Origin of the sequence: Proteus penneri (assembly GCF_003144535.1) — a bacterium.
GTDB lineage: Bacteria > Pseudomonadota > Gammaproteobacteria > Enterobacterales > Enterobacteriaceae > Proteus > Proteus penneri.
The window spans coordinates 277,439-302,355 of record NZ_PHFJ01000001.1 but is presented as its reverse complement, the minus strand read 5'-3'; the positions used below and the strand labels follow the sequence as shown (position 1 = coordinate 302,355).

23 protein-coding genes, 1 pseudogene and 2 riboswitches are annotated in these 24,917 nt (G+C 35.9%); of the genes and pseudogenes, 15 read left to right on the top strand and 9 right to left on the bottom strand.

The window, feature by feature from the left end; genetic code table 11:
• The first annotated feature begins 7 nt into the window (after nucleotides 1–7).
• From baeR to fbaB, 4 genes are all read left to right on the top strand, one after another.
• Nucleotides 8–715 (top strand): envelope stress response regulator BaeR, encoded by a 708-nt coding sequence (baeR, locus tag CUB63_RS01580; protein ID WP_006533073.1) that lies wholly within the window; start codon nucleotides 8–10, stop codon nucleotides 713–715.
• Between the two features lie 119 nt (nucleotides 716–834).
• A complete protein-coding gene (gene trhP, locus CUB63_RS01575) occupies nucleotides 835–2,214 on the top strand; it encodes a prephenate-dependent tRNA uridine(34) hydroxylase TrhP (RefSeq protein ID WP_072064214.1) in 1,380 nt (459 codons plus the stop codon).
• A 296-nt stretch (nucleotides 2,215–2,510) separates the two neighbouring features.
• Complete coding sequence (gene yegS / locus CUB63_RS01570) at nucleotides 2,511–3,404, top strand: lipid kinase YegS (protein ID WP_072064215.1); 894 nt, start codon at nucleotides 2,511–2,513, stop codon at nucleotides 3,402–3,404.
• Between the two features lie 49 nt (nucleotides 3,405–3,453).
• Nucleotides 3,454–4,503: a class I fructose-bisphosphate aldolase gene (fbaB, locus tag CUB63_RS01565; RefSeq protein ID WP_006533078.1), complete on the top strand. Its 1,050-nt coding sequence runs from the start codon at nucleotides 3,454–3,456 to the stop codon at nucleotides 4,501–4,503.
• A gap of 51 nt (nucleotides 4,504–4,554) precedes the next feature.
• Here the strand turns inward: fbaB and thiD are convergent, their stop codons facing one another.
• Nucleotides 4,555–5,352: a bifunctional hydroxymethylpyrimidine kinase/phosphomethylpyrimidine kinase gene (gene thiD / locus CUB63_RS01560; RefSeq protein ID WP_109847312.1), complete on the bottom strand. Its 798-nt coding sequence runs from the start codon at nucleotides 5,350–5,352 to the stop codon at nucleotides 4,555–4,557.
• Nucleotides 5,353–5,403: 51 nt separating this feature from the next.
• A riboswitch (TPP riboswitch) is annotated at nucleotides 5,404–5,492 on the bottom strand.
• A gap of 316 nt (nucleotides 5,493–5,808) precedes the next feature.
• Between thiD and CUB63_RS01555 the strand changes: the two genes are divergently transcribed.
• Both CUB63_RS01555 and pagP read left to right on the top strand, forming a co-directional pair.
• A complete protein-coding gene (locus CUB63_RS01555) occupies nucleotides 5,809–6,453 on the top strand; it encodes a hypothetical protein (protein ID WP_006533081.1) in 645 nt (214 codons plus the stop codon).
• A 607-nt stretch (nucleotides 6,454–7,060) separates the two neighbouring features.
• Complete coding sequence (gene pagP, locus CUB63_RS01550; RefSeq protein ID WP_006533082.1) at nucleotides 7,061–7,696, top strand: lipid IV(A) palmitoyltransferase PagP; 636 nt, start codon at nucleotides 7,061–7,063, stop codon at nucleotides 7,694–7,696.
• Nucleotides 7,697–7,823: 127 nt separating this feature from the next.
• Here pagP and CUB63_RS01545 read toward each other — a convergent pair whose 3' ends face one another.
• The gene (locus CUB63_RS01545) at nucleotides 7,824–9,206 is read right to left on the bottom strand and encodes an amino acid permease (RefSeq protein ID WP_006533083.1); all 1,383 of its coding nucleotides are present in this window, start codon (nucleotides 9,204–9,206) and stop codon (nucleotides 7,824–7,826) included.
• Nucleotides 9,207–9,359: 153 nt separating this feature from the next.
• The gene (mgrB, locus tag CUB63_RS17660; RefSeq protein ID WP_229096604.1) at nucleotides 9,360–9,536 is read right to left on the bottom strand and encodes a PhoP/PhoQ regulatory lipoprotein MgrB; all 177 of its coding nucleotides are present in this window, start codon (nucleotides 9,534–9,536) and stop codon (nucleotides 9,360–9,362) included.
• Nucleotides 9,537–9,873: 337 nt separating this feature from the next.
• Between mgrB and CUB63_RS01535 the strand changes: the two genes are divergently transcribed.
• From CUB63_RS01535 to brnQ, 3 genes are all read left to right on the top strand, one after another.
• Nucleotides 9,874–10,260, top strand: coding sequence for a helix-turn-helix domain-containing protein (locus CUB63_RS01535; protein WP_006533085.1), 387 nt, complete (start codon nucleotides 9,874–9,876; stop codon nucleotides 10,258–10,260).
• A gap of 127 nt (nucleotides 10,261–10,387) precedes the next feature.
• Nucleotides 10,388–11,194, top strand: a complete 807-nt coding sequence (yidA, locus tag CUB63_RS01530) for a sugar-phosphatase (protein WP_072064220.1) — start codon at nucleotides 10,388–10,390, stop codon at nucleotides 11,192–11,194.
• A 302-nt stretch (nucleotides 11,195–11,496) separates the two neighbouring features.
• The gene (brnQ, locus tag CUB63_RS01525; protein ID WP_109847311.1) at nucleotides 11,497–12,849 is read left to right on the top strand and encodes a branched-chain amino acid transport system II carrier protein; all 1,353 of its coding nucleotides are present in this window, start codon (nucleotides 11,497–11,499) and stop codon (nucleotides 12,847–12,849) included.
• Between the two features lie 65 nt (nucleotides 12,850–12,914).
• On the opposite strand, the gene CUB63_RS01520 is transcribed toward brnQ, so the two are convergent.
• Nucleotides 12,915–13,775, bottom strand: coding sequence for a peptidoglycan recognition protein family protein (locus CUB63_RS01520; protein ID WP_072064222.1), 861 nt, complete (start codon nucleotides 13,773–13,775; stop codon nucleotides 12,915–12,917).
• A gap of 105 nt (nucleotides 13,776–13,880) precedes the next feature.
• Entirely contained in the window at nucleotides 13,881–15,353 is a 1,473-nt protein-coding gene (locus tag CUB63_RS01515) for an alanine/glycine:cation symporter family protein (protein WP_109847310.1), read from the bottom strand.
• 1,330 nt (nucleotides 15,354–16,683) lie between these two features.
• Between CUB63_RS01515 and CUB63_RS01510 the strand changes: the two genes are divergently transcribed.
• Nucleotides 16,684–16,917, top strand: a complete 234-nt coding sequence (locus CUB63_RS01510; protein WP_006533094.1) for a DNA polymerase III subunit theta — start codon at nucleotides 16,684–16,686, stop codon at nucleotides 16,915–16,917.
• A 100-nt stretch (nucleotides 16,918–17,017) separates the two neighbouring features.
• Here CUB63_RS01510 and yebF read toward each other — a convergent pair whose 3' ends face one another.
• Nucleotides 17,018–17,407, bottom strand: coding sequence for a protein YebF (gene yebF / locus CUB63_RS01505; RefSeq protein ID WP_072064224.1), 390 nt, complete (start codon nucleotides 17,405–17,407; stop codon nucleotides 17,018–17,020).
• 96 nt (nucleotides 17,408–17,503) lie between these two features.
• On the bottom strand, nucleotides 17,504–17,686 hold the full coding sequence (locus CUB63_RS01500) for a YoaH family protein (protein ID WP_109847309.1): 183 nt from the start codon (nucleotides 17,684–17,686) through the stop codon (nucleotides 17,504–17,506).
• A 121-nt stretch (nucleotides 17,687–17,807) separates the two neighbouring features.
• Between CUB63_RS01500 and pabB the strand changes: the two genes are divergently transcribed.
• The 4 genes and pseudogenes from pabB to mntP all read left to right on the top strand — a co-directional run bounded on the left by pabB (nucleotide 17,808) and on the right by mntP (nucleotide 22,566).
• Nucleotides 17,808–19,193 (top strand): aminodeoxychorismate synthase component 1, encoded by a 1,386-nt coding sequence (gene pabB, locus CUB63_RS01495; protein ID WP_109847308.1) that lies wholly within the window; start codon nucleotides 17,808–17,810, stop codon nucleotides 19,191–19,193.
• Nucleotides 19,180–19,744, top strand: a pseudogene (locus CUB63_RS01490) (CoA pyrophosphatase). Before pabB ends, CUB63_RS01490 begins: the two are co-directional and overlap by 14 nt.
• A gap of 184 nt (nucleotides 19,745–19,928) precedes the next feature.
• Nucleotides 19,929–21,290, top strand: coding sequence for an L-serine ammonia-lyase (locus CUB63_RS01485; protein WP_109847307.1), 1,362 nt, complete (start codon nucleotides 19,929–19,931; stop codon nucleotides 21,288–21,290).
• A gap of 490 nt (nucleotides 21,291–21,780) precedes the next feature.
• Nucleotides 21,781–21,894, top strand: a riboswitch (yybP-ykoY riboswitch).
• An 84-nt stretch (nucleotides 21,895–21,978) separates the two neighbouring features.
• Nucleotides 21,979–22,566, top strand: coding sequence for a manganese efflux pump MntP (mntP, locus tag CUB63_RS01480; RefSeq protein ID WP_006533102.1), 588 nt, complete (start codon nucleotides 21,979–21,981; stop codon nucleotides 22,564–22,566).
• A gap of 91 nt (nucleotides 22,567–22,657) precedes the next feature.
• Here mntP and rlmA read toward each other — a convergent pair whose 3' ends face one another.
• Together rlmA and psiE are read right to left on the bottom strand one after the other, a co-directional pair.
• Entirely contained in the window at nucleotides 22,658–23,473 is an 816-nt protein-coding gene (gene rlmA, locus CUB63_RS01475) for a 23S rRNA (guanine(745)-N(1))-methyltransferase (protein WP_006533103.1), read from the bottom strand.
• A gap of 146 nt (nucleotides 23,474–23,619) precedes the next feature.
• Nucleotides 23,620–24,033 (bottom strand): phosphate-starvation-inducible protein PsiE, encoded by a 414-nt coding sequence (gene psiE, locus CUB63_RS01470; protein ID WP_109395708.1) that lies wholly within the window; start codon nucleotides 24,031–24,033, stop codon nucleotides 23,620–23,622.
• A gap of 225 nt (nucleotides 24,034–24,258) precedes the next feature.
• Here psiE and CUB63_RS01465 point away from each other — a divergent pair, with 225 nt between their 5' ends.
• The gene (locus tag CUB63_RS01465) at nucleotides 24,259–24,705 is read left to right on the top strand and encodes a universal stress protein (protein ID WP_006533105.1); all 447 of its coding nucleotides are present in this window, start codon (nucleotides 24,259–24,261) and stop codon (nucleotides 24,703–24,705) included.
• The last annotated feature ends 212 nt before the right edge of the window (nucleotides 24,706–24,917 follow it).

Genomic DNA, 24,917 nt, shown 5'->3' with positions numbered 1-24,917 from the left:
CCAATAAATGACCCTATCTGAATCCCCTTATTCAATCCTGATTGTTGAAGATGAGCCTAAACTTGCCCAATTGCTTATTGATTATCTTCAATCATCAGGTTATCAAACTTATTGGTTAGCAGATGGTGCTGAAGTTTGCCATTGTGTAAAACAGCAACATTACGATTTAATACTATTGGATCTGATGTTGCCCGTTAAAGATGGCATTACTGTCTGTAAAGAGTTACGTCAGTTTTCCGATATTCCCATCATTATGGTCACAGCGAAAACAGAGGAAGTAGATAGATTACTCGGGCTTGAGATTGGTGCTGATGACTATATTTGCAAACCCTATAGCCCAAGAGAAGTGGTCGCTAGAGTCAAAACTTTATTACGCCGTTTTTATCGACCACAAGATATTGTTCAAAACGATAAATTAGTCGTCATTGATGAGCAGGCTTATCAAATCCAATACAACAATAAAATTCTTGATTTAACGACTGCTGAATTTCGTTTACTTAAAGCGTTAGCCACTCAACCCGGTAAAATATTGACGCGTGACCAACTTATGGATCACCTTTATGATGACTACCGTATTGTGACGGACAGAACCATTGATAGTCACATTAAAAACTTACGACGTAAACTAGAGCAACTTAACGATCAAATTGAATTTATTCGTTCAATTTATGGTCAAGGCTATCGTTGGGAAACCCAAGCTTACCGTTTTCGATGATATTTTTTCAGGAATACATTGAACCTCGCTACACTTAAGCGCTAGAATCCCCTCCTTTATGATATACCCCTACCCAATGTGTGGGGGACTGACTTGAAATCAGAACCAGGAAATTAACCATGTTTACACCCGAATTGCTCTCTCCTGCTGGCTCATTAAAAAATATGCGCTATGCCTTTGCTTATGGCGCAGACGCCGTTTATGCAGGTCAGCCACGTTATAGCTTACGTGTGCGTAATAATGAGTTTAACCACGAAAACCTAGCCAAAGGTATTCAAGAAGCCCATGAATTAGGTAAACGCTTCTATGTTGTGGTTAATATCGCACCTCATAATGCTAAATTAAAAACCTTTATCCGTGACTTAAAGCCTGTCATTGATATGGGCCCTGATGCGCTGATTATGTCTGATCCGGGTTTGATCATGATGGTACGTGAGGCCTTCCCTGAAATGGATATCCACCTTTCAGTACAAGCCAATGCCGTAAACTGGGCAACCGTAAAATTCTGGCGCCAAATGGGATTAACTCGCGTGATCCTTTCACGTGAACTTTCTATTGATGAAATTGCTGAAATTCGTAAGCAAGTTCCTGATATGGAATTAGAAGTTTTTGTTCACGGTGCATTATGTATGGCTTACTCAGGCCGTTGCCTGCTATCTGGTTATATCAATAAGCGTGACCCAAACCAAGGTACATGTACTAACGCTTGCCGTTGGGAATATAAAGTCGAAGAAGGCAAAGAAGACGATGTGGGCAATATCGTTGAAAAATACACGCCAATCCCAGTTAAAAACGTTGAGCCTACTTTAGGCGTTGGTGCACCAACAGATAAAGTCTACTTAATTGAAGAAGCAAAACGCCCTGGTGAATATATGACTGCGTTCGAAGATGAACACGGTACTTATATCATGAACTCTAAAGACTTACGTGCGATTGAACACGTTGAGCAATTAACACAAATGGGTGTGCACTCTCTGAAAATTGAAGGTCGTACTAAATCCTTCTATTACTGTGCCCGTACAGCGCAAATGTATCGTCGTGCAATTGATGATGCTGTTGCGGGCAAACCCTTTGATCCAACGTTGCTAACGACATTAGAAGGCTTAGCACACCGCGGTTATACCGAAGGTTTCTTACGTCGTCATACCCATGATGCGTACCAAACTTATGAATATGGTTACTCTGTCTCTGACACCCAACAATTTGTCGGTGAATTCACTGGTAAACGCGTAAACGGTTTAGCGGAAGTTGATGTTAAAAATAAATTTGTTTTAGGTGATAGCCTAGAATTAATGACACCAACTGGAAATATTCAGTTCACGTTAGAATCACTGTTTAACAAAAAACAGCAACCAACTGATGTTGCTCCGGGTAATGGTCACATGGTTTATTTGTCTGTTCCTGAAGATGTTGATTTAGATTTCGCACTGCTGATCCGCAATCTACAAGGTACAACAACACGTCAACCGCATAAAATTGATGCGGTAGAAGTGAAGTAAAGCGTCATAATCTGATTTAAAGTGGTCAATTTCAAATACAGATCACATCAATAATGATTTGTTTGCCGTATCATCAGTTCCGAAAAATAAAGAACTAGAATGAATACAGTAAGACTAGGAACCACCTCCTTGGCAAATCCAATCTCCCTTGGATTTGCCTTTTCTTTTTTCACTTCCCGTTATCAATTATCTTTTCGTAAAACACATTCCTTTTTCGTTATCCTTTGTAAAAAAAATAGTAATTTTCTCGATATCCATTACCTTTAAAAGAGTGATTCAATTAAAGGAACTCATCAATGAGTAAAATTAGTTTACTGATCATTAATGGAAAAAGCGCGAACAACGGTGCATTGAGAAAAGCAGTCTACCAATTACGTAACGAAGGTTTTAACCTCCAAGTAAGAGTAACTTGGGAATCCAGTGATATACGTCGTTTTGTACAAGAAGCTATAGATATACAGGCAGAAACGGTGATTGCAGCAGGAGGCGATGGAACAATTAATAGCGTTGTATCTGAACTAATTCATCTCTCCCCCTCATCGTTACCAACACTTGGCATTATTCCATTAGGTACAGCAAATGATTTTGCCACCAGCGCACAAATCCCTCGTGATATGGAGAATGCCCTTAACTTAGCCGTTAAAGGACGGGCAGTGCCCATTGATGTTATCAATGTAAATAAGACCCATTATTTTATTAATATGGCTTCTGGTGGTTTTGGTACCAAAATTACCACTGAAACGCCAGAAGCCTTAAAATCGGCATTAGGAGGGGCAGCTTATTTTATTAATGGTCTTTTAAGTATTGATTCTTTGAAAGCAGATTACTGTACTATTGAAGCAGAAAACTTTCACTGGAAAGGTGAATCCCTCATTCTCGGTATTGGTAATGGTCGCCAAGCTGGGGGCGGGCAACAACTCTGCCCTGATGCATTAATTAATGACAATAAGCTTAATATCACTATTGTTGAAGCGCACGAATTACTCCCTTCTCTTTTCAATAGCCTGTTTGATCGGAAAAAAAATGACAAGATAATCGAACGTGAAAGTCGCTGGGTAAACATTAGTGCTTCTCATGAAATGATATTTAATTTAGATGGAGAACCCCTTTTAGGAAATAAATTTGAATTTATTGTGTTACCTGAAGCGATCCACTGCCGGTTACCGCCTCAATGTGACTTGTTATCTTAATGTAGATAAATGACAATCACTCTCATCTCATCATGAACTGGAGTATGTAATGACTGATATAGTAAGTTTGTTAGGTGCTGATGCGAAATCATTATTGGAACATCGTTGCCAAACCATCCCGAGCGAAAATCTCTACCTGCCAGGTTCTGACTTTGTTGATCGCGTTATGATTGATAACAATCGCCCTAATAGCGTGTTACGTTCAATGCAAACCCTGTTTAATCACGGGCGTTTAGCGGGAACGGGTTATCTGTCCATTCTACCTGTTGACCAAGGGGTTGAACATTCTGCTGCAGCCTCTTTTGCCGCAAACCCACTCTATTTTGATCCGAAAAATATTGTTGAGTTAGCTATTGAAGCGGGTTGTAACTGTGTTGCCTCTACTTATGGTGTTCTTGCTTCTGTTTCTCGTCGCTATGCACACAAAATCCCTTTTCTTGTGAAATTAAACCACAATGAAACCCTAAGCTACCCAGCGCAATATGACCAAACACTGTACGCCAGTGTAGAACAAGCCTTTGAAATGGGTGCTGTTGCAGTGGGTGCAACCATCTACTTTGGTTCACAAGAAAGCCGTCGCCAAATAGAAGAAATTTCAATGGCCTTTGAGCGTGCACATGAATTGGGGATGGTCACTGTATTATGGGCTTATTTACGCAACCCAGCCTTTAAAAAAGATGGCGTAGATTACCATGCAAGTGCAGATTTAACCGGTCAAGCAAACCATTTAGCCGCAACAATTGGTGCTGATATTGTTAAACAAAAAATGGCTGAAAATAACGGTGGCTTTAAAGCAATTGGTTTTGGTCATACTGATGAGCGTGTTTACACCAAACTCACTACTGAAAACCCAATTGATTTAGTTCGTTACCAATTAGCAAACTGCTATATGGGACGTGCGGGATTAATTAACTCTGGTGGTGCTTCAGGTAATAATGATCTTGAAGATGCTGTTCGTACCGCCGTTATTAATAAACGAGCGGGTGGTATGGGCTTGATCTTAGGGCGTAAAGCGTTCAAAAAATCAATGAAAGATGGCGTGGCTCTAATTAATGCCGTACAAGATGTTTATCTAAATAAATCTGTCACTATTGCTTAATTATCTGATTTTACGATCAGTTAAAGCCCCTTTTATAGGGGCTTTTTAGTATTACCACCAGCGATGAAAATGGTGTACAGGGCCGAAACCTTGTCCAACCTCTAAACTATCTGCATGTTCTAACGCTTGTTGTAGATAGGCTTTTGCTTGCTCAACACAAACCTGCCAATTAACAACTTGGGGACGAATAGCGGCTAAAGCGGCTGAAAGTGTGCATCCTGTACCATGAGTATTTTTCGTATTCACACGTTTTGAGGTAAATCGCCACTCGCCATCTTGAGTAAATAACCAATCGGGACTTTCATCTTCAGTTAAATGTCCTCCTTTCATTAACACGGCTTTGCATCCTTGCTTTAGTAATGCATAACCTTGTTGCTTCATTGTTATTTCATCTTGAGCAACTTCACAACCTAGCAAGGCAGCTGCTTCAGGTAAATTAGGTGTGATCAAATCAACCAACGGTAAAAGCTGACTGACCATTTTATTAACCGCATCAGGCTGTAATAGAGGATCACCACTTTTTGCAATCATAACCGTGTCAAGAACAACAAAAGGAATAGCATATTGCTGAATTTTGTCGCAAACCACATCAATAATTGAAGCATTAGAGAGCATACCTATTTTGGCGCTATCAATTCGAACATCAGACAAGACAGCATCTAATTGAGCTGCAACAAAATCAGGGGATAAATCATAGACACTACGGACACCACAGGTATTTTGAGCAACAAGTGCTGTCATTACTGTTGTGCCATAAACACCCAGTGCGGAAAATGTTTTCAGATCAGCCTGAATACCTGCACCACCACTAGGATCGGTGCCTGCGATAGACAATGCATTGAATCTCACTGATTAACTCCTCCTTTCACCAGTTACAGAAAAGTCGGGCTCTGTTAATCAGCAGAGTTACCTTGACTTCCCTACGCTGGCATTATCCAGATCAGGTTATACGGGTTCATCTCAGCCATAAGGCGCCCCGAGCCAAAGCCTGTAAATTCAGGCGATAAGAAGTATCGCATGCTCAAGATAAAGATGCTAGCTTGATAACAGACCTCTATTGACTAACTTTCTATTTTTGAGATTTGTTATTCAGTAAGATAAATCAGTGAAGGTTGTATATAATAAATACTAAGCCGATGGCTTATATTGCGCGAAACATCAATTTAAGGAATATATTTTAGCTATCTTTAAATAAGAAGAATAAAATAAATTATTTTGCTCGTTTTAACGACAATAGATATATTATCTGCTAAATGAGGTATTTATAATGCATTTCTGGACAATCACACAATGCGGAGGGGCTAAATGAAAAATGAACCATCGCAACAGAATAATGGACAATCAATGCCTTATCTTATTCCTGATGCAGACTTTAATGTAAAATTGAAAATTCACTCTAGAAATATTGATCATACAAAAGAATTCCTTGAAAAAGGTGTTGAAGACTTTGTATTACCAGAATATAGCATCCCCAATGGGTATCGTTTTGTTAAGTCTTTAAAACGAAATCAATATCGTTTAATTTCAACTACCAATGCACCTGAAACAGTTTATCTTGTAGAGCTTATTTTTCGCAAAGATATTATATTTAGCAAAACAACATGTACTCAAGTTAAAGTGTGGCGAACTGTTTCTGAAGAACATGATATTGCGACAAGATATCTCCCTAGATACTTCTTCAGCTATTTACTTAAAACATACAGTATTGTTGTTTCTGATGAAGAACAAACAGGTGCAGGTAAGCGTTTTTGGGAAACAATGATTGATTGGGCTTTTACTGTTCACCTTAATGTTTATATTTCAGATGGAACAGAAGAAAACCGCCCTCTAACCGTTGTGAAAGATACGGATGATCTTTATGAAAACTGGGATGCTTTCTGCTGGGGGAAAGATCGAGATACTCATACTCATCGGCTCCTTGTAATTAGCAAAGAAAAATTATCTCAATAATAAGTAATCTATTTCCTGAAAACGTGTGAATAAACATTATTCACACGTTTTTAATTTAGGATAATCTGCACAAAAAACCGACACTTCACTAAATAAAACCCACGTAACTTAAACAATTTATAAACCAACACAGAACTTTTCTTTTTTTTATTTAACTCTTCTTATTTGTTACTTTATTATTCAGCTGGAAATTAATCTCTTTTTCTAAGCTAATGTTGTTAATATTAATTTTATTTCAATATGTTAATTGAGTCATAAGAATAAATATTTAGTGTTTTTTTTCTGTTGAAAGTAACCAAACCTAAATTAAATCTTACAAGGCTTATTTATCAGCTATTTATTTAAAATCTAATAAAATTTAATTTTCATTAGAAACAATATTTTATCATAAAAAAATAACATTATTTAATATCAGACAAAATTACGTTCATAAGTACAATAAGCCTATTGTTTTATTCTTAACCGATTCTACCCCCTTAAGATTTTATTTAAGAAGTAAAGTTTCAGATACCTCTTATCTTAAATACTTGTCGATTAAATAACACTATTAGTAATGTTTATTTGTCATCACCAGAATCACTGTTTATGCCGTACTCGGAGTTATATTATGTCATCGTCCTATTTTCACCCTAGCGTATTAGCTACAACGCTGTTTTCACTTGCGTTAACAACTTCTGCTTTCGCTTCTGAAAATAATACAGATACCAATCAGACTATTATGACAGAAAACCAACAAGTCACCAGCAACCCTCCTCAATCTAATAATGAAGAGAACTACTGGGAAAAATTCAAACGTAATGTTAATCAAACTTGGGATAATGACCAATATAATTACTATTTACCTGTATGGACTTGGCATAACCGATTTACTTACGATAAAGAAAAAACTGATCGCTATAACGAAACACCTTGGGGCTTTGGCATGGGTAAATATCGTTATGACAATGATGGTGATTGGCACTCTCTTTATGCGATGGCATTTATGGACTCAAATAACCGCGTACAACCTATTATAGGCTATGGTTTTGAGAAAATGTGGTATCCCGGTGATAAAGACGGTTTCCGTATGGGCGCAGGATTTACACTGAGTATTACAGCACGCCATGAATATAACTATATTCCTATGCCACTTCCTTTGCCGTTAGTGTCTGTCGGTTATGGGCACCTTTCATTACAAGCGACCTATGTACCTGGTACTTATAATAATGGTAACGTGTTATTTGCTTGGTTACGTTGGCAGTAATTTCTTATTTTTGCCTATCAGAACAGAATAAGTGTAAACAATAAAAATATAGAACAATACAATTAAAAAACGCATCATTTAGATGCGTTTTTTGTTCAATAAAGTAACTCAATCAACCTGTAATAACTTAAATATCTTGACTGGCTTGAGCATTATCCGGTGTTTTCTTCATACGGGAAATCTTAAAACCAACCCATAAGAATGCGATCCAGAATGGCATTAAAATTACTGAAATATTCACTTGTGGCATAAATAAGATAATCACTAAAATCATGCATAAGAAAGCAAGACAAATGTAGTTACCATAAGGATACCAAAGTGCTTTAAAGAAAGGCTCTATACCCTCTTTCGTTTTTGCCGCTCTAAATTTTAAATTCGCTAAACAGATCATAATCCAATTAAGTACTAATGTGGTTACAACCAATGCCATTAATAATTCTAACGCTTGATCAGGTAATAAGTAATTAACTAAAATACCTAATGAGGTCGCAATAGCTGACAATAGTAACGACACTACTGGTACACCACGTTTATTAATGCGAGAAAGTGCATGTGGTGCATTTCCTTGTTTTGCCAAGCCATAAAGCATACGACTATTAGAATAAACACCACTGTTATAAACTGACAGTGCAGCCGTTAATACCACAGCATTTAAAATATTTGCGATTAAGAAATTATCCAAGTTATGGAAAATCAGGACGAATGGGCTTTCACCTTTCACAACTTGCGTCCAAGGATAGAGTGAAAGTAACACTAACAACGAACCGATATAGAAAATTAAAATACGATAAACAACTTGATTAGTTGCTTTTGGGATGCTGACTTTTGGATTTTCAGCTTCAGCCGCAGTGATCCCCACCAGCTCAAGTCCCCCAAAAGAGAACATCACAATGGCTAATGCAGACATAAAGCCCGTAAAACCATGAGGGAAAAAACCTAGCTCCCATAAATTGCTAACCGAAGCTTGGGGACCACCATTACCACTTACCAGTAAATAGCTCCCAAATAAAATCATACCAACGATCGCCAACACTTTAATAATGGCAAACCAGAATTCTGTTTCACCATACATTTTAACGTTAATCAAATTGATTAAGTTAATTGCCACGAAGAAGATAGCAACGGAAACCCAAACAGGGATATCTGGTAACCAGTAGTTAATATATTTACCTGCAGCGGTTAATTCTGCCATACCGACAAGAATAAACATCACCCAATAGTTCCAGCCAGATAAAAAGCCAGCAAATGGGCTCCAATATTTATTAGCAAAGTGACTAAACGAGCCCGCAACTGGCTCTTCGGCAACCATTTCGCCTAATTGGCGCATGATCATAAACGCAATAAAACCACCAATAGCATATCCTAATATTACTGATGGGCCTGTCATATTAATAGTTTGCGCTATACCAAGAAACAGACCAGCGCCGACAGCACCACCCAGCGCAATTAGCTGGATATGTCGATTTTTCAGACCGCGCTTAAGTTCTGTCTGTTGCGACTCTCTCGCCATACATCCTCTTCTCTTTATTATTTTATCAACTTAATATGTAAACTAATGTTTACGATTTTATTCATTTCGAGCCACCATTAAAACACTATTCTGACTTGAATAACAAATACATTTTATGCTAGGCGAAAAATAATAAGAAAAGCTATCTTTTAGTTAGTGATGTTTTGAGGGAAATAATGTGGTAAAGCGGCAAAGGCCTTGTTGGAAATCCTCTCCTCGATCGCAAAAATTATCTAAAGCCACCAGATAGAGGCCAAAGGTAATGACCAATGCAATAATTAAGCTAATAATTATTTTCTTTGCGTTCAATTTAAAATCCTTTAAATACATTTTGTTAGTATGACTTATCACATTATAAGTATTCGCTTAAATACGATAACAAGAAAAGGAGTTGTTGTTATAAAATTCGCAATCAATTATCTCTATAAGTAAATTTAGCATAACTTTCATTATGAAAGGTAAATGCTTCCTCGACAGACTTCAGATAATGTGCATTATTTCGCTCTAAACTGTATGTAAAATGACCTTATATTATTAAGTACACATTTTGCCAACGATTAGAGATAGCTATCCATTAATATGGATTTCTCTGTCTGCCATTTTTTGTATAAGATTAGGGAGTTAATTTTGATTTTTACCTTAACTTCATTGATAGAATGGAACTGTAATGCCACAAGATAATCATCTCGCATTAGTGTGCGCGCTAAGTAAATGGATTGAGGAGCATTTAGGCCGTGTTATCCATCTTGAAGAGTTGGCGGCTTATTCTGGATATTCTCTTTGGCACATGCAGAAAATCTTTAAAGAAGTCACAGGCACCTCTTTAGGAAAGTATATCCGTCAGCGTAGATTAGCTGGTGCTATTCATTTATTACGTACCAGTGAACGTTCTATCTTCGATATCGCTCTTGATTTCGGCTTTGGTTCGCAATCTCACTTTACTTATATGTTCCGTAAAGAGTATGGCATCACGCCTTTCGACTTTCGGCAGAATCAAGAGATCGTTTTAGAAACCAAACAGCCATTACATTTACAATCACCTTGTTGTGATTAACCCTTCTATTTATGTGACATTATACAGATAGCCTTTAATGTCACATAAATAATACTCAAGCTATGTGATGATAGACCGCTTCGTCCTTCCTTTATCATGATTGCTTTTATTTAACATGGGGATGCTAATGAGTATTAAGCTTATCGCTATTGATTTAGATGGAACCTTGCTTAACAAACAACACGAAATTACGCCAGAAGTAAAACAGGCCGTTCAGAGAGCAAAAGAAGCGGGAGTTAAGATTGTATTGGCTTCAGGGCGTGCCTTTAATGGCATCTATCCCTATTTAAAAACACTCGGTCTTGATACATCTAACTGTTACTGCATCAGCAATAATGGTAGCCAAATCCATCAAGCAGATAATGGTGAAGTTATTATTCAAGATCTGCTCAATTTTGAAGATTACCTCTATTTTGAAAACCTCGCTCGCGAGATTGGTGTCCATTTTCACGTTATCAGCGATAATAAGATTTATACCACTAATCGTCATATTAGCCATTTCACCTGCCAAGAAGCCTTTTTATCTTGGACTCCACTTTATTATCGTCCACTGAATGAAATGCAAACTGATATGTATTTTAGTAAGTTTATGATTGTTGATGCACCAGCCGTTTTGGATAATGCGATTCAATATCTTCCTGCTAATATTTATGAACAATACAGCATATTACGCAGTGCACCTTATTTTATTGAAGTGCTGAATACCCATGTCAATAAAGGAAGTGCTGTTCAAAAAGTCGCTGAACATTTAAAGATTACACCAGAAAAAATCATGTGTATTGGTGATCAAGGTAATGATTTGGCAATGCTAAAATATGCAGGCTTAGGTGTTGCAATGGGAAATGCCCCTGAAGAAGTGAAAAAAGTCGCTAAATTCGTCACACTTTCTAATGAAGAGCACGGTGTTGCAGTCGCTATCAATAAATTTATTTAAACACGATTTTTTTTGTGTTTTATCGCGAATGTCTACAAAATTATATAGCTATTGTGATCCTTAGCAGAGGATCACACTGCTTTTCGACCAAAAATATAGCCTTTTATTATTCTATAATTGCTGTTAAATGAGCGTTAAATCTGCCTTTCTTCTTACATATCCTTCAGAATTTGTTACTATCAATTCACTTTTCGTTATTCAAATTGCATTTTCACAACATATTAAGCTGTTAATTAGGCTAGATGTAGAATAACAAATATAAATCATTTATATATTTTCTTCACAGACAGGTAGTTTAAGTTATGCTTTCTACAAAAGATATGCTCGTTCTTGGAATGATGGTTTTTGCACTCTTTCTTGGTGCTGGCAATATTATTTTCCCCCCTATGGCGGGTTTTCAATCGGGAAACCTCTGGTTTAGTACATCTTTAGGTTTCCTAGTTACTGGTGTCTTACTCCCATTTCTAACCTTAGTTATCGTTGCAATTCGTGGACGTGGTGAGCGCCTTTCTATTGATTTACCTTCATGGGTTGCCGTCATTTTCTGGGTAGCACTGTATCTTATCGTAGGTTCTACTTTTGCGATGCCTCGTGTTACCAATACTGCTTATGAAATGGGTTTTTTACCTTTAGGGCTCGTTGAAAAAAATACGGCAACACACCTCACTTTCGCTCTTGTGTTTAACATCACCAGTATGTTCTTCATGTTAAAACAAGGCACGATGATAAGCGCCATTGGTAAATTTATGACACCCGCGCTTTTAATTCTACTTGTTGTTGTTGGTATTGCTGTTGTGGCTAAACCGATTTCCCCAATTGGTGAACCGACAGGTCTTTATGCGGTAAATGGCTTCTTCTCTGGCTTTATTGATGGCTACCAAACCATGGATGTCCTTTCAGCCATGGCATTTGGCGGTATCGTGGCTCGTGCTTTATATACCAAAGGCATTACTGAACCACGCCAGATCGGTTTTATTACCGTAAAAGCGGGTATGATTTCAGTCTTACTGTTAGCCGCACTTTATCTGTGCCTTTTCTACTTAGGTGCAACAAGCTACTCTGTGTCTGTTTTTGCTGATCCTGCACTCAATGCGACTAACGGTGGTCAAATTTTCTCACGATATGTCGATGCGCTATTTGGTTCTGTCGGTACTTGGTTAATGGGCGGGATTGTTTTATTAGCGAGTATGACAACACTTGTTGGTGTAACAAGTGCTGCTGCTGACTACTTTGCGACATTCCATCACCGTTTAGGCTATCGCTTTTGGGTTGTGGTATTTACATTAATGACCACAATCGTATCAACGTTTGGCCTTGATACATTATTAAGAGTAACTATTCCTGCATTATTAATGATTTATCCAACTGCAGTTACATTAGTATTACTGCAATTTATTCGTAATAAATTAAAAGCGCCTCGCTTCACCTATCGCTTTACAATTGCCATCATTGTTTTAATGAGTCTTTTCGATACATTGAAGCAACTGAAGTGGTTGAATGCTGATTTGCTGCAATTATTTAGTTATATCCCGCTGTCTGATTATGGCTTAGGTTGGGTATTACCCGGTATTATTGCATTCGTTATTTCATTAATCATCAGTCTCAACTTTAAAGAAACTGAATCTGAAATTACCACTCCTAACATCATAAAATAAATAACTTGCCCCAAGGCGGATATCCACTTTGGGGCAAATTATTAAATAATTGAATGTTCTGTGACCTAAATAACTGGCTGTATCCATTTCGTACGATATTTATCAATTAATGCCATTAAAATAGCTTCTGATTGTGCATCCGGAATACCTTTAATATCACTTGCTCTAAAATGCATCTGAAATGCGCTTACCACTTTCTGTGTCTCGGGATCTAATACTCCACTCGTAGGAGTTTGATAGCCATATTTCGCCAAAAGTGTTTGGAAGTTAGCAATATCAACAGGCTCAGAGATTTCTCTTCCTGCTAAATAAAAAGCAACTGTTTCTTCATCAGGCCAAGCTCCTATTCCCTGTTTTGCTAACTCAGCCCATGGGAAAAGAGGTCCGGGATCGACCTTTCTTTGAGGAGCTATATCACTATGCCCTAAAACATTTTGAGGCTCAATGCCATAGCGTTGAATAATATCTTTCATCATTAATGTGATCGTCAAAACTTGCTCAGGAGTATAAGAAAACCAATACCTTAATATTCCCTCATCTTTATAACCCAAATTTGTAATTTCAATACCAATAGAGCCGTCGTTAAGACCTGCACTATTTCCCCATTGGCTTAGTCCCGCATGCCATGCTCTTTTATTTTCATTGACCAAAGATAAAACAATAGGTTTATTATTGATAAATTTAGGCTTTGTTGGTATTAGGTAATGACTACTTACTGTTCCTCCTGTAAGGGTTTTTAATGAAACAGCATCATTTGCTGCCGTATAATGCATAATTAAATATTTGACACGATTATCTTGTCCTGGATTATTAGCAATAATCTCAGCAACATAATTTCCTCGATCGATTAATTTGGGCTGTGTTGAACAACCTAAAAGTAAAAATACACCCAATAATAAACTTATATTGTATCGGCTAAAAATCATTATTCATCCTGAATTAAGTTGATATCATTAGCTAAATAGTAATCAAAAAACCCATATTAGAAAATATGGGTCTTGAGTTTTGTTCTTTTTTTATTATTGCTAGCTTTAATTATTACTCACTTTTTCACATCGAATTAAAGGTTCATCTGAAACAATATTCTTATCCCAAATTCCTTCTTCAATATCATCTTGTAACTCTGGATATTGTCGAATATCAAACGTAGGCAATAAACCTGCTTGTCGTTGCTGGTTATAATCTTTAACTAATTTTAAGGCGACACCAGAAAGTAAAATGATTGCGATTAAATTAGTCATTGCCATTAATCCCATTGAGAGATCGGCCATTTTCCAAACAAGAGGCATATCCGCTAAAGCGCCAAACATCACCATGGCTAACGCTGCTGAACGTAACAGAAATAGCCCTGTTGTGTGATTACGTCCAAGGAAAATCATATTACTCTCAGCATAAGCATAATTAGCAATAATGGAGGTAAAAGCGAAGAAGAAAATTGCAATCGCGATAAAGGTACTCCCCCAACCCCCTACACTAGATGACAAAGCCAATTGCGTTAATTGAATACCGTTAATACCTTCTGGATAACTATCTAATACCCCCGATGATAAAATGATCACCGCAGTGGCACTACAAATAACCAAGGTATCCATAAAAACACCTAACATTTGAATATAACCTTGGGATGCAGGATGTGGTGGATAAGGTGTTGCTGAAGCCGCAGCATTAGGTGCTGATCCCATACCTGCTTCATTAGAAAAGAGGCCACGCTGAATACCTTGTGTCATCGCTTGACTAATACCATAAGCAATTGCACCTGCAGCCGCTTCTTGTAATCCAAACGCACTTTTAAAAATTAAAATAAAAACTTCGGGTAAGCGCTCAATATGATCTGCAACAACCCAAAATGCTAATAATAAATAAGCTGTTGCCATAATAGGAACAACTAACTCAGCAACACGAGCAACCCAACGCAGGCCACCAAAAATAATAAATCCGCTCGTTAATACTAAAAAGAGCCCCACATAAAATGGATCAAAATTAAAAGCAGAAGCTGTAGCTTGAGCAATCGAATTCGCTTGGACAGCATTAAAAACCAAGCCAAAAGCGATAATCAAGAAAATGGCGAAAAGAACCCCCATCCAGCGCATTTTCAGTCCTTTCGTCATATAATAAGCAGGACCACCTCGGTAATTACCATCATCATCTTTGGTTTTATAAAGTTGTGCTAATGTACTTTCTATTAATGATGTTGCCATACCAATTAAAGCAACTACCCACATCCAAAAAATAGCGCCAGGCCCCCCCGCTGTTAAAGCAATCGCAACTCCTGTCAAGTTACCAGTACCTACACGCGCAGCTAAACTGGTGCATAATGCCTGGAAGGAAGAGATCCCTGATTTATCTGACTTATGGCTATTTTTCAAAATAGAGAACATATGACTAAAATGTCGGATTTGTATAAATCCGGTACGGATAGTAAAGTAAATACCTACTCCGAGAAGTAAGTAGATAAGAACATATCCCCATAAAATGTTATTCGCAAAGTTTATTAGCCCTGTCAAATTAATCCCCTTATATAATAACGTATATAACCTATCCTTACATCGCTATTGAAATAAAAAAGTAAGCAGATACCGTGTAATTGAGTCAATTACTGATCCGAATCTGTCTTAAAGTAATATCAAAAATTACTGTGTTAAAAGCGAACTAAATGTAACACAATATTGTGTTATATGTATATTTTTTGTTTATTTTTTTACATGTTATTATTTTAATTTAATTATCTCATTAACGAAAACAAACAATATTGAAAAATAAAAAAACCATACATATCATTAAGATAAATAATCATTTCTTTATTTTATTAACTCAAAAAGTAAATTGGGCACATTAGTCATCAAGTTAATCAGTCATTTTAGAAAAAGAATAAATAGATTAAAAAAACATCAGTTAATAATCTTTTCTATTTATCTAAAGTAAGATTTAAATGAACTATTAAAGTCATTAGTTAATGATGTTTTTTAATATTCGATTTAACATTTAAGAATTAAAGATTTTCATAACTATTAACAATAAATATTTTATATTGCCATATCAATAAAACACTTTAATATTAATAAGATATTAAGGTAAGATAAAAAATGAACTTTACATTCTTATTTTATCATACTTCTCTAATGTATTAATTCTAAAATGGTTTGTTATCTTTCATTTTTAAGAATACTGCTGATTTGTTTCTCTTCCCTTTTTTATTCACTTACTATTCATTATATAGCTCTATTTTTTGAAAATTAATTAAAGATTTAATAATACTTTATTTCATATTAATAAAAAAATGTAGAATCACGTAAATTTACCTATTAACCATTTAGTTAATTTTATTTATACTATGTTTTTCCCTGGTGTTGTATTAATTTTAGCCCTGTTTCCCCAACAGGGCATTTTTTTATCTCAATATTTCAGTGTATTATCATAACTCATTGTCAAATAATACAAAATTAAAACATATGAAATATCTAATTGATAAATTAACATTATTTAATTTATTTATTTTCAATGCAAAATTCCCATTAATTTTCATTGATCTAAATCAAATTAAATATTCATATTATTTACTCTTTTCATAGATAAACTGCTTTTTCTCTATTTAAAAATCCATTTGATCAGGGGTGAACGTGCGTATTTTATCATTAGCCTTATTTGAATTACTATAAAGTGGTATAACAATTAATGAGGAATAAAATTTTGTTGTTATATTTAATTGTCTTGATTAAAAATCACCCCAAATAAAACACGTCATTTTTACTACACATTAATGACTAATATCTTTATTTGCTTGCATTAATAAGCACGCTATTTTACCTTACTTATATTGTTATAGAGGGAAAGATAATGAGTTATAACCTTTCAGAATTAACACAAGAAGAAAAAGATAAGCTAAATGTAAGCTTAGCCGCTTCAGGCGTCGCTTTTAAAGAACGCTATAACATGCCCGTTGTAGCAGATGCCGTTTTAAGAGAACAACCTCAAGCTTTTCAAGCCTTCTTTCAAGAGAGGCTGGTATTTTATCGTGCAAGAAGCCAACACTATTCTCGTTTACCTTATGAACCATCGGTAAAAAAATAGTCAAATACTTCTCGTTATTTTGATAATGGTAAAAAAAGAGATAAACCAAGGTTTATCTCTTTTTTCAATAGATTAATAACAACTCACTATCACCTATCTATTATTTAGGGGAAACATAAGTAATAGTATTATCATCACAATTGACTTGAACATTGTAACGAAGATCTGTTCTCGCCCCTCTTACATTCAATACCATCTGATAGTTATTATTCATCTTGATAATTTCATTAGCATTAATACTTGCAACGGGTTTTGGCCCTAATGCCTTTTTATCATCTTGCCAACGAGGTAAGCGATTTTGTAAATAATCATTTTTTACTCTTGTAACAAGTTGATTATTATCTAAATTAACGCAACTCGAAAAAGGAGCAGAACGTACAATATCTTTATTAACATTTTCGATACTTTCTGCAGATGCTCCAAAAGAAATAGCAAGCAAAAAACCTGCTCCAAGTATCCCTGTTTGACCAATAAACTTGCTTAATTTCATATAACCCCCCGAAAATATCCCTTAAAACAGGATGTGTATTCATTAAGCATAGCACATGGTTAATCACACAATTGTGACATTTGTTAAAAAATTGTTTTATTCATTCTCTTCATCAAATACGATAGAAACTGATTCACGGGTTGTATGCTTCTCTCTTAATTCTTGAGCAACCAACTGAATTGCTTCTCCGCTACTCATACCCTCAGCCATTAGAGATTGAATTTTTTCCACTGCTTTTTGCTGCTCTTCATGTGTTAATGTAGGCATTCCTAGAAACATAATGTTACTCTTATCTTTATTAACGTCATTAACGTCTATTTTGTATTTACATGAATGTAATCTTTTTGATTACAATTTATTGTACGAATGATACAACATACTTTGTTTACATGGTCATAAGATGGATATGCAATTACAACAACGCGAATTAACTTATACCCCTGATCTGGCACTGCGGGTATTTTCTCCTATTGCGTCATTGCCTTGGTCTAGTTTACTTCATTCTGGTTTTGCCGAACATCCTCATAATCGTTTTGATATTGTTGTCTCCGATCCTGCTGTGACTTTAGAAACTCGCAAACAAACGACAACGATTAAAGAAAAAAACGGCACGGTAAAACGTTCTAAAAAAGATCCTTTCACTCTCATTCAGTCTGCGTTAGAACAATTTGATTTTCACCCAGAACATAATGAGTCATTGCCTTTTTTAGGAGGTGCTTTAGGTATCTGGAGTTATGATTTAGGTCGTCATCTTGAGAACTTACCTGAAATCGCGAAAAATGAACTTAATTTTGCAGATATGGCAATTGGTATTTATGATTGGGCCCTTATTGTCGATCACCACTTAAAAAAAGCCACTTTAATTAGTTATCACAATATTGATGAGCGCTTACAGTGGTTAGAAAGCCAAACTTCCACATCCCTTGATTCGCAATTCACCTTAACAACAGATTGGCAATCAAACATCAGTAATGATGAATATAACGAAAAAATTGCTAAAATTCATCAATACTTACTTTCGGGTGACTGCTATCAAGTTAATTTAGCTCAACGTTTTTGTGCAAACTATACTGGTAGTGAATGGAATGCATTCTTAACATTAAATCGAGCTAATAAAGCACCATTCTCTTCTTTTATGTGCTTACCCAACAATTTTGTAATTAGTGTTTCACCTGAGCGTTTTATTCATTTAGTTGATAATAAAATAGAAACTCGCCCAATAAAGGGAACACTACCTCGTAAGGCATTACCAGAAGAAGATGATAAACAAGCACAATTATTAGCAAATTCGCGTAAAGATCGCGCAGAAAACTTAATGATTGTAGACTTAATGCGTAATGATATTGGCAAAGTTGCAGTAACAGGCTCAGTAAAAGTACCTGAGTTATTTGTTGTTGAGCGTTTCCCAGCAGTACATCATTTAGTCAGTACGATTACGGCACAACTACCTTCTCATTTAACAGCAACTGATTTATTAAGAGCAGCTTTTCCTGGTGGTTCTATCACTGGAGCCCCAAAAATCAGAGCAATGGAGATCATCGAAGAACTTGAACCTCATCGTCGCCATGGATATTGTGGTGCAATTGGCTATATCAGTTTTTGTGGCACAATGGACACCAATATCAGCATTCGCACTTTATTAACTGAAAAAAATAAAATTTACTGCTGGGCTGGCGGTGGTATTGTTGCTGATAGCGTTGCTGAAAAAGAGTACCAAGAAACATTCGATAAACTTGGGCAAATATTAACTGTTTTAAGAGAGTCTGCTATTGATGACACCCATTGATACTTTTATCAATCGTTTTCAACTTACATTACCTGATGATAAGGTAAATCAGTCTCTTCATACCCAAAAATCGGCAGCCGTTTTGCTGCCGATTATCAATAAACCTAATCCAACATTATTATTAACAGAACGTGCATCAACGTTACGCTCTCATGCAGGACAAGTTGCTTTACCTGGCGGTAAACGTGATCCTGAAGATAGCAACCTTATTGCAACTGCACTAAGAGAAGCACATGAAGAAGTGGCTATTCCACCCAATGCCGTATCCGTTATTGGTCAATTAGCCCCCTTTGCAAAGTTCTAGCGGATATTTAGTTACTCCTATTGTGGGTGTTATTCCTGCGGGTTTACCTTTACGTAATAATCCAGCTGAAGTCGCCTCTATCTTTGAAATGCCACTAAGCCATGTACTTAATGCTCAACATTATCAACAATTAAATTTCCATCGTGCTGGTGAAAATCATCGTATCTACTTTTATCCCTATAATGGATATCTTGTTTGGGGATTAACCGCCGCTATTTTACATAGGCTCGCTCTACATATCACTTAACTCGCTATTTTATATTCAGCTTGTGCTTTTTATCAGCGCCTTCACAACTCTACTTAGCTATTTTAAAAAAATGTTGTAAACTACATCATTAACGGGACGATATAACTGTAAAAACGATCCCTTTACTATAAATAACTATATTTTATTCTTTTTAACCCTCTCTCTTATTATTAAGGAGTCTGACGTGATTAGCGTTTTCGACATGTTTAAAGTGGGCATCGGACCATCTAGCTCTCACACCGTAGGGCCAATGAAAGCGGGTAAAGAATTTGTCGATGATTTAGTCAGCCAGGAATTGATTGCGTCTGTCACTCGCGTAGCTGTTGATGTTTACGGCTCCTTGTCTTTGACAGGCAAAGGCCACCATACTGATATCGCAATTATTATGGGGTTAGCAGGTAATTCACCCGCTACTGTCGATATTGACAGCATTCCCGGTTTTATTCGTGAAGTTGAAGAAACAGGCAAGCTATCATTAGCAAATGGCTTAAAAGTAGTTGATTTTCCAGCAGAAAGTATGCATTTTAGCAATGACAATCTGTCATTACATGAAAATGGTATGACAATCCATGCTTTTGTTGACGACAAAGAAGTCTATAGAAAAACGTACTACTCTATTGGTGGTGGTTTTATCGTTGATGAAGAAAACTTTGGTAAATCAACATTAAATAGCAAGCCAGTCTCATATCCTTATGCTAGCGCAGAAGAGTTATTAAAGCACTGTAAAGAAACGGGTTTATCCATTTCCAGCTTAATGATGAAAAATGAGCTGGATCTACATACTCAAGCAGAAATTAATGCTTATTTCGCTGATGTTTATAAAACCATGCAAGAATGTATTGAGCACGGTTTAAATACAGAAGGCGTATTACCGGGGCCATTACGTGTACCTCGTCGTGCAGCTGCATTAAATCGCTTATTAACATCGAGCAACAGCCTGTCAAACGATCCAATGAAAGTGGTTGATCTGATTAATATGTTTGCACTGGCAGTTAATGAAGAAAACGCAGCAGGTGGACGCGTTGTAACAGCACCAACAAATGGCGCATGTGGCATCGTTCCTGCTGTATTAGCTTACTACGATCGTTGTATTGAGCCCGTCACACAAGAGATCTACTTACGTTATTTCTTAGCATCCGGTGCAATTGGTATTCTTTACAAAATGAACGCTTCTATTTCAGGTGCTGAAGTCGGTTGCCAAGGCGAAGTTGGTGTAGCTTGTTCAATGGCTGCTGCGGGTCTTGCTGAATTATTAGGTGGAAGCCCAGAACAAGTCTGTGTTGCTGCCGAAATCGGCATGGAGCACAACCTTGGTTTAACTTGTGACCCAGTTGCAGGCCAAGTTCAAGTTCCTTGTATCGAACGTAATGCAATTGCTTCAGTTAAAGCTGTTAATGCCGCACGTATGGCTATCCGTCGTACCAGTGAACCTCGTGTTTCTCTCGATAAAGTCATTGAAACTATGTATGAAACAGGTAAAGACATGAATGCTAAATACCGCGAAACATCACGCGGTGGTCTAGCAATCAAAGTGCAGTGTGACTAATTAACGCTATCTAGACGAAAAGCCATTCATTTTGAATGGCTTTTTTTATTTTAGCTATTTTATTTTAATCACCGCTTAACTCTTAGATAACTAAAGATAATAATCATAAAATACACATTTAAAATTAAGTAATATATTTTTTATAACTTAAATATTTCTTATTTTTCTATATTAAATACAAGTATTAATATACGTATTAAATATAGGTTCATTTAGTATTCATTTAATTTTATAGAAAATTGAGCTTATAATTTTCAGGTGTATTCATTTTTATAAAAAATTAATATCTTATTATAATGATAATTAAAACCCATTGTTTATTATATGGTTATTTATTCATCACATTGAAATTTATCATTTTTTTAACATATGGTAATTATTTATAATATATTTTAAGTCTCCATACACAATAATGATAATTATTATCAATATCATCTTTAAAATATAATAAATAATATGTTGCCTTTCGAAAATAATATGTTATCTTCTGCACCAAGTCATTGGGGAGTAGCCTGTCTTAAAATAAAAAATCTTATTTTAAGAAATCTGTATCAACATACTCGCTTATTTTTATCTAGCGTGGTACAGATGCCGTAATACGGTTGGCAAGACCATAGACACATGATTGTACTTCTTTGGTTGGGGGTCAATTGTGTGTATATGGAAATACCCCAACCGAGGCTTTATTATGAGTTTCTACGCTACTATCATTCTCGCCCTAGCCCTTTCTATGGACGCATTTGCTGTCGCTGTCTGTAAAGGTGCCACATTACACAAACCCCGTTTTCGCGAAGCGCTCCGCACTGGATTTATATTTGGTATTATTGAAGCCAGCACACCCGTTATTGGTTGGGCATTAGGTTTATATACTAGCCAATATATTATTCAATGGGATCACTGGGTTGCCTTTGGATTACTGTTTGTTCTTGGTAGCCGGATGATTTACCAGAGCTTAAAACGTGGTGATGACTGTCCTTGTGAAGAAGATGCTCCACAACGTCATGGCTCACTATCTTTAATCGCAACAGGTATTGCAACAAGCCTTGATGCAATGGCAATTGGTGTCGGTTTAGCATTCCTTCAAGTCAATATTGTTCATACCGCAATGACAATTGGTATGATGACCATGATCATGGCAACTCTGGGTATGTTAATTGGCCGTTATATTGGGCCAGTACTTGGAAAAAAAGCAGAAATTATTGGCGGGATTGTATTAATTGCTATCGGCTTTAATATTGTATTTGAACACTTAGAATTATTTATGTACGCTAAATAATCGCTAATAAATCATATTAAAAAGCTTAGGTTTGAAGTATCACGACCTAAGCTTTTTTATTAACTTAACAAAATACTTTTATTTCACGTTATTAAGCATGACGTTGATAGACACGAATTAAAAAGTCTGTTTCACATTCAAAGTCTTTACTTTCCGCTAATGCCTGTTTTACTTCTTCACTTGCACGCCATGCAAACGGTGTCATTTGTAATAAATCAAAAGCCTGCTTACCGTTTAAATTCATCATATAAGCAACTTGATGTTCAGACACTTTATTAAATCCATCGAATTGTTCTTCTTTTAATGGATGAAGATGTACTTCTGAATAAATCAGTGATTTTAACTGATAGAGATGACGCGGCGCTGGCGTAACAGTAATAATATAACCATTGTGCACAATAACTCTTGCTAATTCATCACTATTACAAGGGGCGTAAATACGCACAACCGCATTTAAAGAAGCATCACAAAAAGGTAAACGTTGACTTGAGGCTACACAAAAATGAATTGATGAATAACGTTTAGCTGCATATTTAATCGCAACCTTTGAAACATCTAAGCCATACACTTGTGGGTTATGTAATTTTAAGTTTTGATAAAACTGATGAGTATAATAACCTTCACCACACCCAATATCCAATATAACACTGTTATCTTCAGGCAATAATCTTTGTATTAATTCAGCCACTTTATCTCGCATTGGCTGGTAAAAACCTGCATCTAAAAACGTACGGCGTGCGTTTATCATTTCAGCACTATCACCGGGCTCTTTTGAGCGTTTAAATTGCACTGGCAATAAATTGACATACCCTTCTTTAGCACAATCAAATTGATGATTATTTTCACAGATCCAACTGTGGGCTTGAAGAGAGAGAGCCTGATAACATAATGGACATTGATAAGACATAGTAATATTTTTGTATAACTCAGAGTAGAATAGGGAGAGATAATAACATACCTCTCCTAATCTTGCGGAAAACCTGACTATTTATTTTTAATTTTAAGTCATGCTTTTTATACTAAGTAGCTTAATAATTACAACTTATAGACGGTTCAAGTACGTTTTAGTTTTTCAGTATTCGCGATAAATAACGCAATAACTAACAACAATATTGCACCTGATTGTATTAGCGTATCAACCGAATTTTTATGCTCTACAATAATTAAACGCACTATTGCCGTTATTCCAATATAAATAAAATATCTAAGGGGGAAATGCCCGCCAGATAAAAAATACTTAACAATAAGCGCAATAAACTCAAAATAAAGAAAGTAGATCAAAATACCTTCTAATAATTGATAAGACGACTCTTCTGCGCCTAAATTAAATAATAATGAAGCAATTACATACGTTTCTTTGATAAGAAAACTGACTAATACAATCGCTAAAATAAGTAATCCAATATTAAGCACCCACTGTAATATAGTGGCAATGCATTTCAGTAATTCTTCGCTTGATTTTTTCATATAAACTATAACCTAGTGGGATCATTCCGTGATATGTAAAAATAATAAAAGGTCAATTAGACAATTTTAATGGATTTACACATTCATCACACCATTTTTTTATCTTTTAGAGCCAAAAAACCAAGAATAATGATGCGGTAATCGCAATATTTACTTTAAAATTTCAACTTGTAAGCTGATTTACCTATACTTAACTTCAGGGCTAATATATTAAAAAGGCACACTATGGCTAACAAATACCTCGTTGCAATTGATTTATTAGAAGATAGCAGAATTCAGCGCATGATCGAAGATATTCACTTCCTAGCTAGAAAACCAGAAAATTATTTCCATTTCATTACAGTGATGCCCAACTTGCGCTCTTTAGAAACTTATGGGCTTAATTGTGATAGCCCGTCTGTTATTGAAAAAAAGCAACAAGCTTTAGTTTTATTAACAGAAAAATTAGAACAATGTGTGACACAGCAATTTAACTTACCCAAAGAACAATACCAATGCCATGCCGTTATTGGTACACCTAATTATAATATTCTAGAATTAGCAGAAAAAATTGATGCGGATACCATTATTATAGGTTCAAGCTCACGTAACCAACGCAATATATTACTGGGTTCGACAGCGGATTATATTGTAAACAACACGTCACGTTCAGTAATGGTTATTCGTAAGTAAAATTACTAATAGACTTTCCTTTTGGCAATAAAATTAGGTTATTTATTGCCAATAAATATTCTGCTATTCTTTTCGTTATAAATAGCACTAAATGCACCTTAATTTTTTCGTTTTAAATAGTTAACTTGCTAGAATACAGATCAAAAAACAAAAAATTCATCTCTTTTTTATCGCAATTTCTGCTTTTACCCTAAATTTAATTTCAATAAATT

Coding starts and splice junctions, on each gene's coding strand:
- brnQ (WP_109847311.1), top strand. CDS start 11,497: ATGCTTTCTACAAAAGATATGCTCGTTCTTGGAATGATGGTTTTTGCA.
- trhP (WP_072064214.1), top strand. CDS start 835: ATGTTTACACCCGAATTGCTCTCTCCTGCTGGCTCATTAAAAAATATG.
- yebF (WP_072064224.1), bottom strand. CDS start 17,407: ATGAAATTAAGCAAGTTTATTGGTCAAACAGGGATACTTGGAGCAGGT.
- yidA (WP_072064220.1), top strand. CDS start 10,388: ATGAGTATTAAGCTTATCGCTATTGATTTAGATGGAACCTTGCTTAAC.
- CUB63_RS01510 (WP_006533094.1), top strand. CDS start 16,684: ATGAGTTATAACCTTTCAGAATTAACACAAGAAGAAAAAGATAAGCTA.
- pabB (WP_109847308.1), top strand. CDS start 17,808: ATGGATATGCAATTACAACAACGCGAATTAACTTATACCCCTGATCTG.
- CUB63_RS01500 (WP_109847309.1), bottom strand. CDS start 17,686: ATGTTTCTAGGAATGCCTACATTAACACATGAAGAGCAGCAAAAAGCA.
- psiE (WP_109395708.1), bottom strand. CDS start 24,033: ATGAAAAAATCAAGCGAAGAATTACTGAAATGCATTGCCACTATATTA.
- pagP (WP_006533082.1), top strand. CDS start 7,061: ATGTCATCGTCCTATTTTCACCCTAGCGTATTAGCTACAACGCTGTTT.
- yegS (WP_072064215.1), top strand. CDS start 2,511: ATGAGTAAAATTAGTTTACTGATCATTAATGGAAAAAGCGCGAACAAC.
- mntP (WP_006533102.1), top strand. CDS start 21,979: ATGAGTTTCTACGCTACTATCATTCTCGCCCTAGCCCTTTCTATGGAC.
- mgrB (WP_229096604.1), bottom strand. CDS start 9,536: ATGTATTTAAAGGATTTTAAATTGAACGCAAAGAAAATAATTATTAGC.
- baeR (WP_006533073.1), top strand. CDS start 8: ATGACCCTATCTGAATCCCCTTATTCAATCCTGATTGTTGAAGATGAG.
- fbaB (WP_006533078.1), top strand. CDS start 3,454: ATGACTGATATAGTAAGTTTGTTAGGTGCTGATGCGAAATCATTATTG.
- CUB63_RS01535 (WP_006533085.1), top strand. CDS start 9,874: ATGCCACAAGATAATCATCTCGCATTAGTGTGCGCGCTAAGTAAATGG.
- CUB63_RS01520 (WP_072064222.1), bottom strand. CDS start 13,775: ATGATTTTTAGCCGATACAATATAAGTTTATTATTGGGTGTATTTTTA.
- CUB63_RS01545 (WP_006533083.1), bottom strand. CDS start 9,206: ATGGCGAGAGAGTCGCAACAGACAGAACTTAAGCGCGGTCTGAAAAAT.
- rlmA (WP_006533103.1), bottom strand. CDS start 23,473: ATGTCTTATCAATGTCCATTATGTTATCAGGCTCTCTCTCTTCAAGCC.
- CUB63_RS01465 (WP_006533105.1), top strand. CDS start 24,259: ATGGCTAACAAATACCTCGTTGCAATTGATTTATTAGAAGATAGCAGA.
- CUB63_RS01555 (WP_006533081.1), top strand. CDS start 5,809: ATGAAAAATGAACCATCGCAACAGAATAATGGACAATCAATGCCTTAT.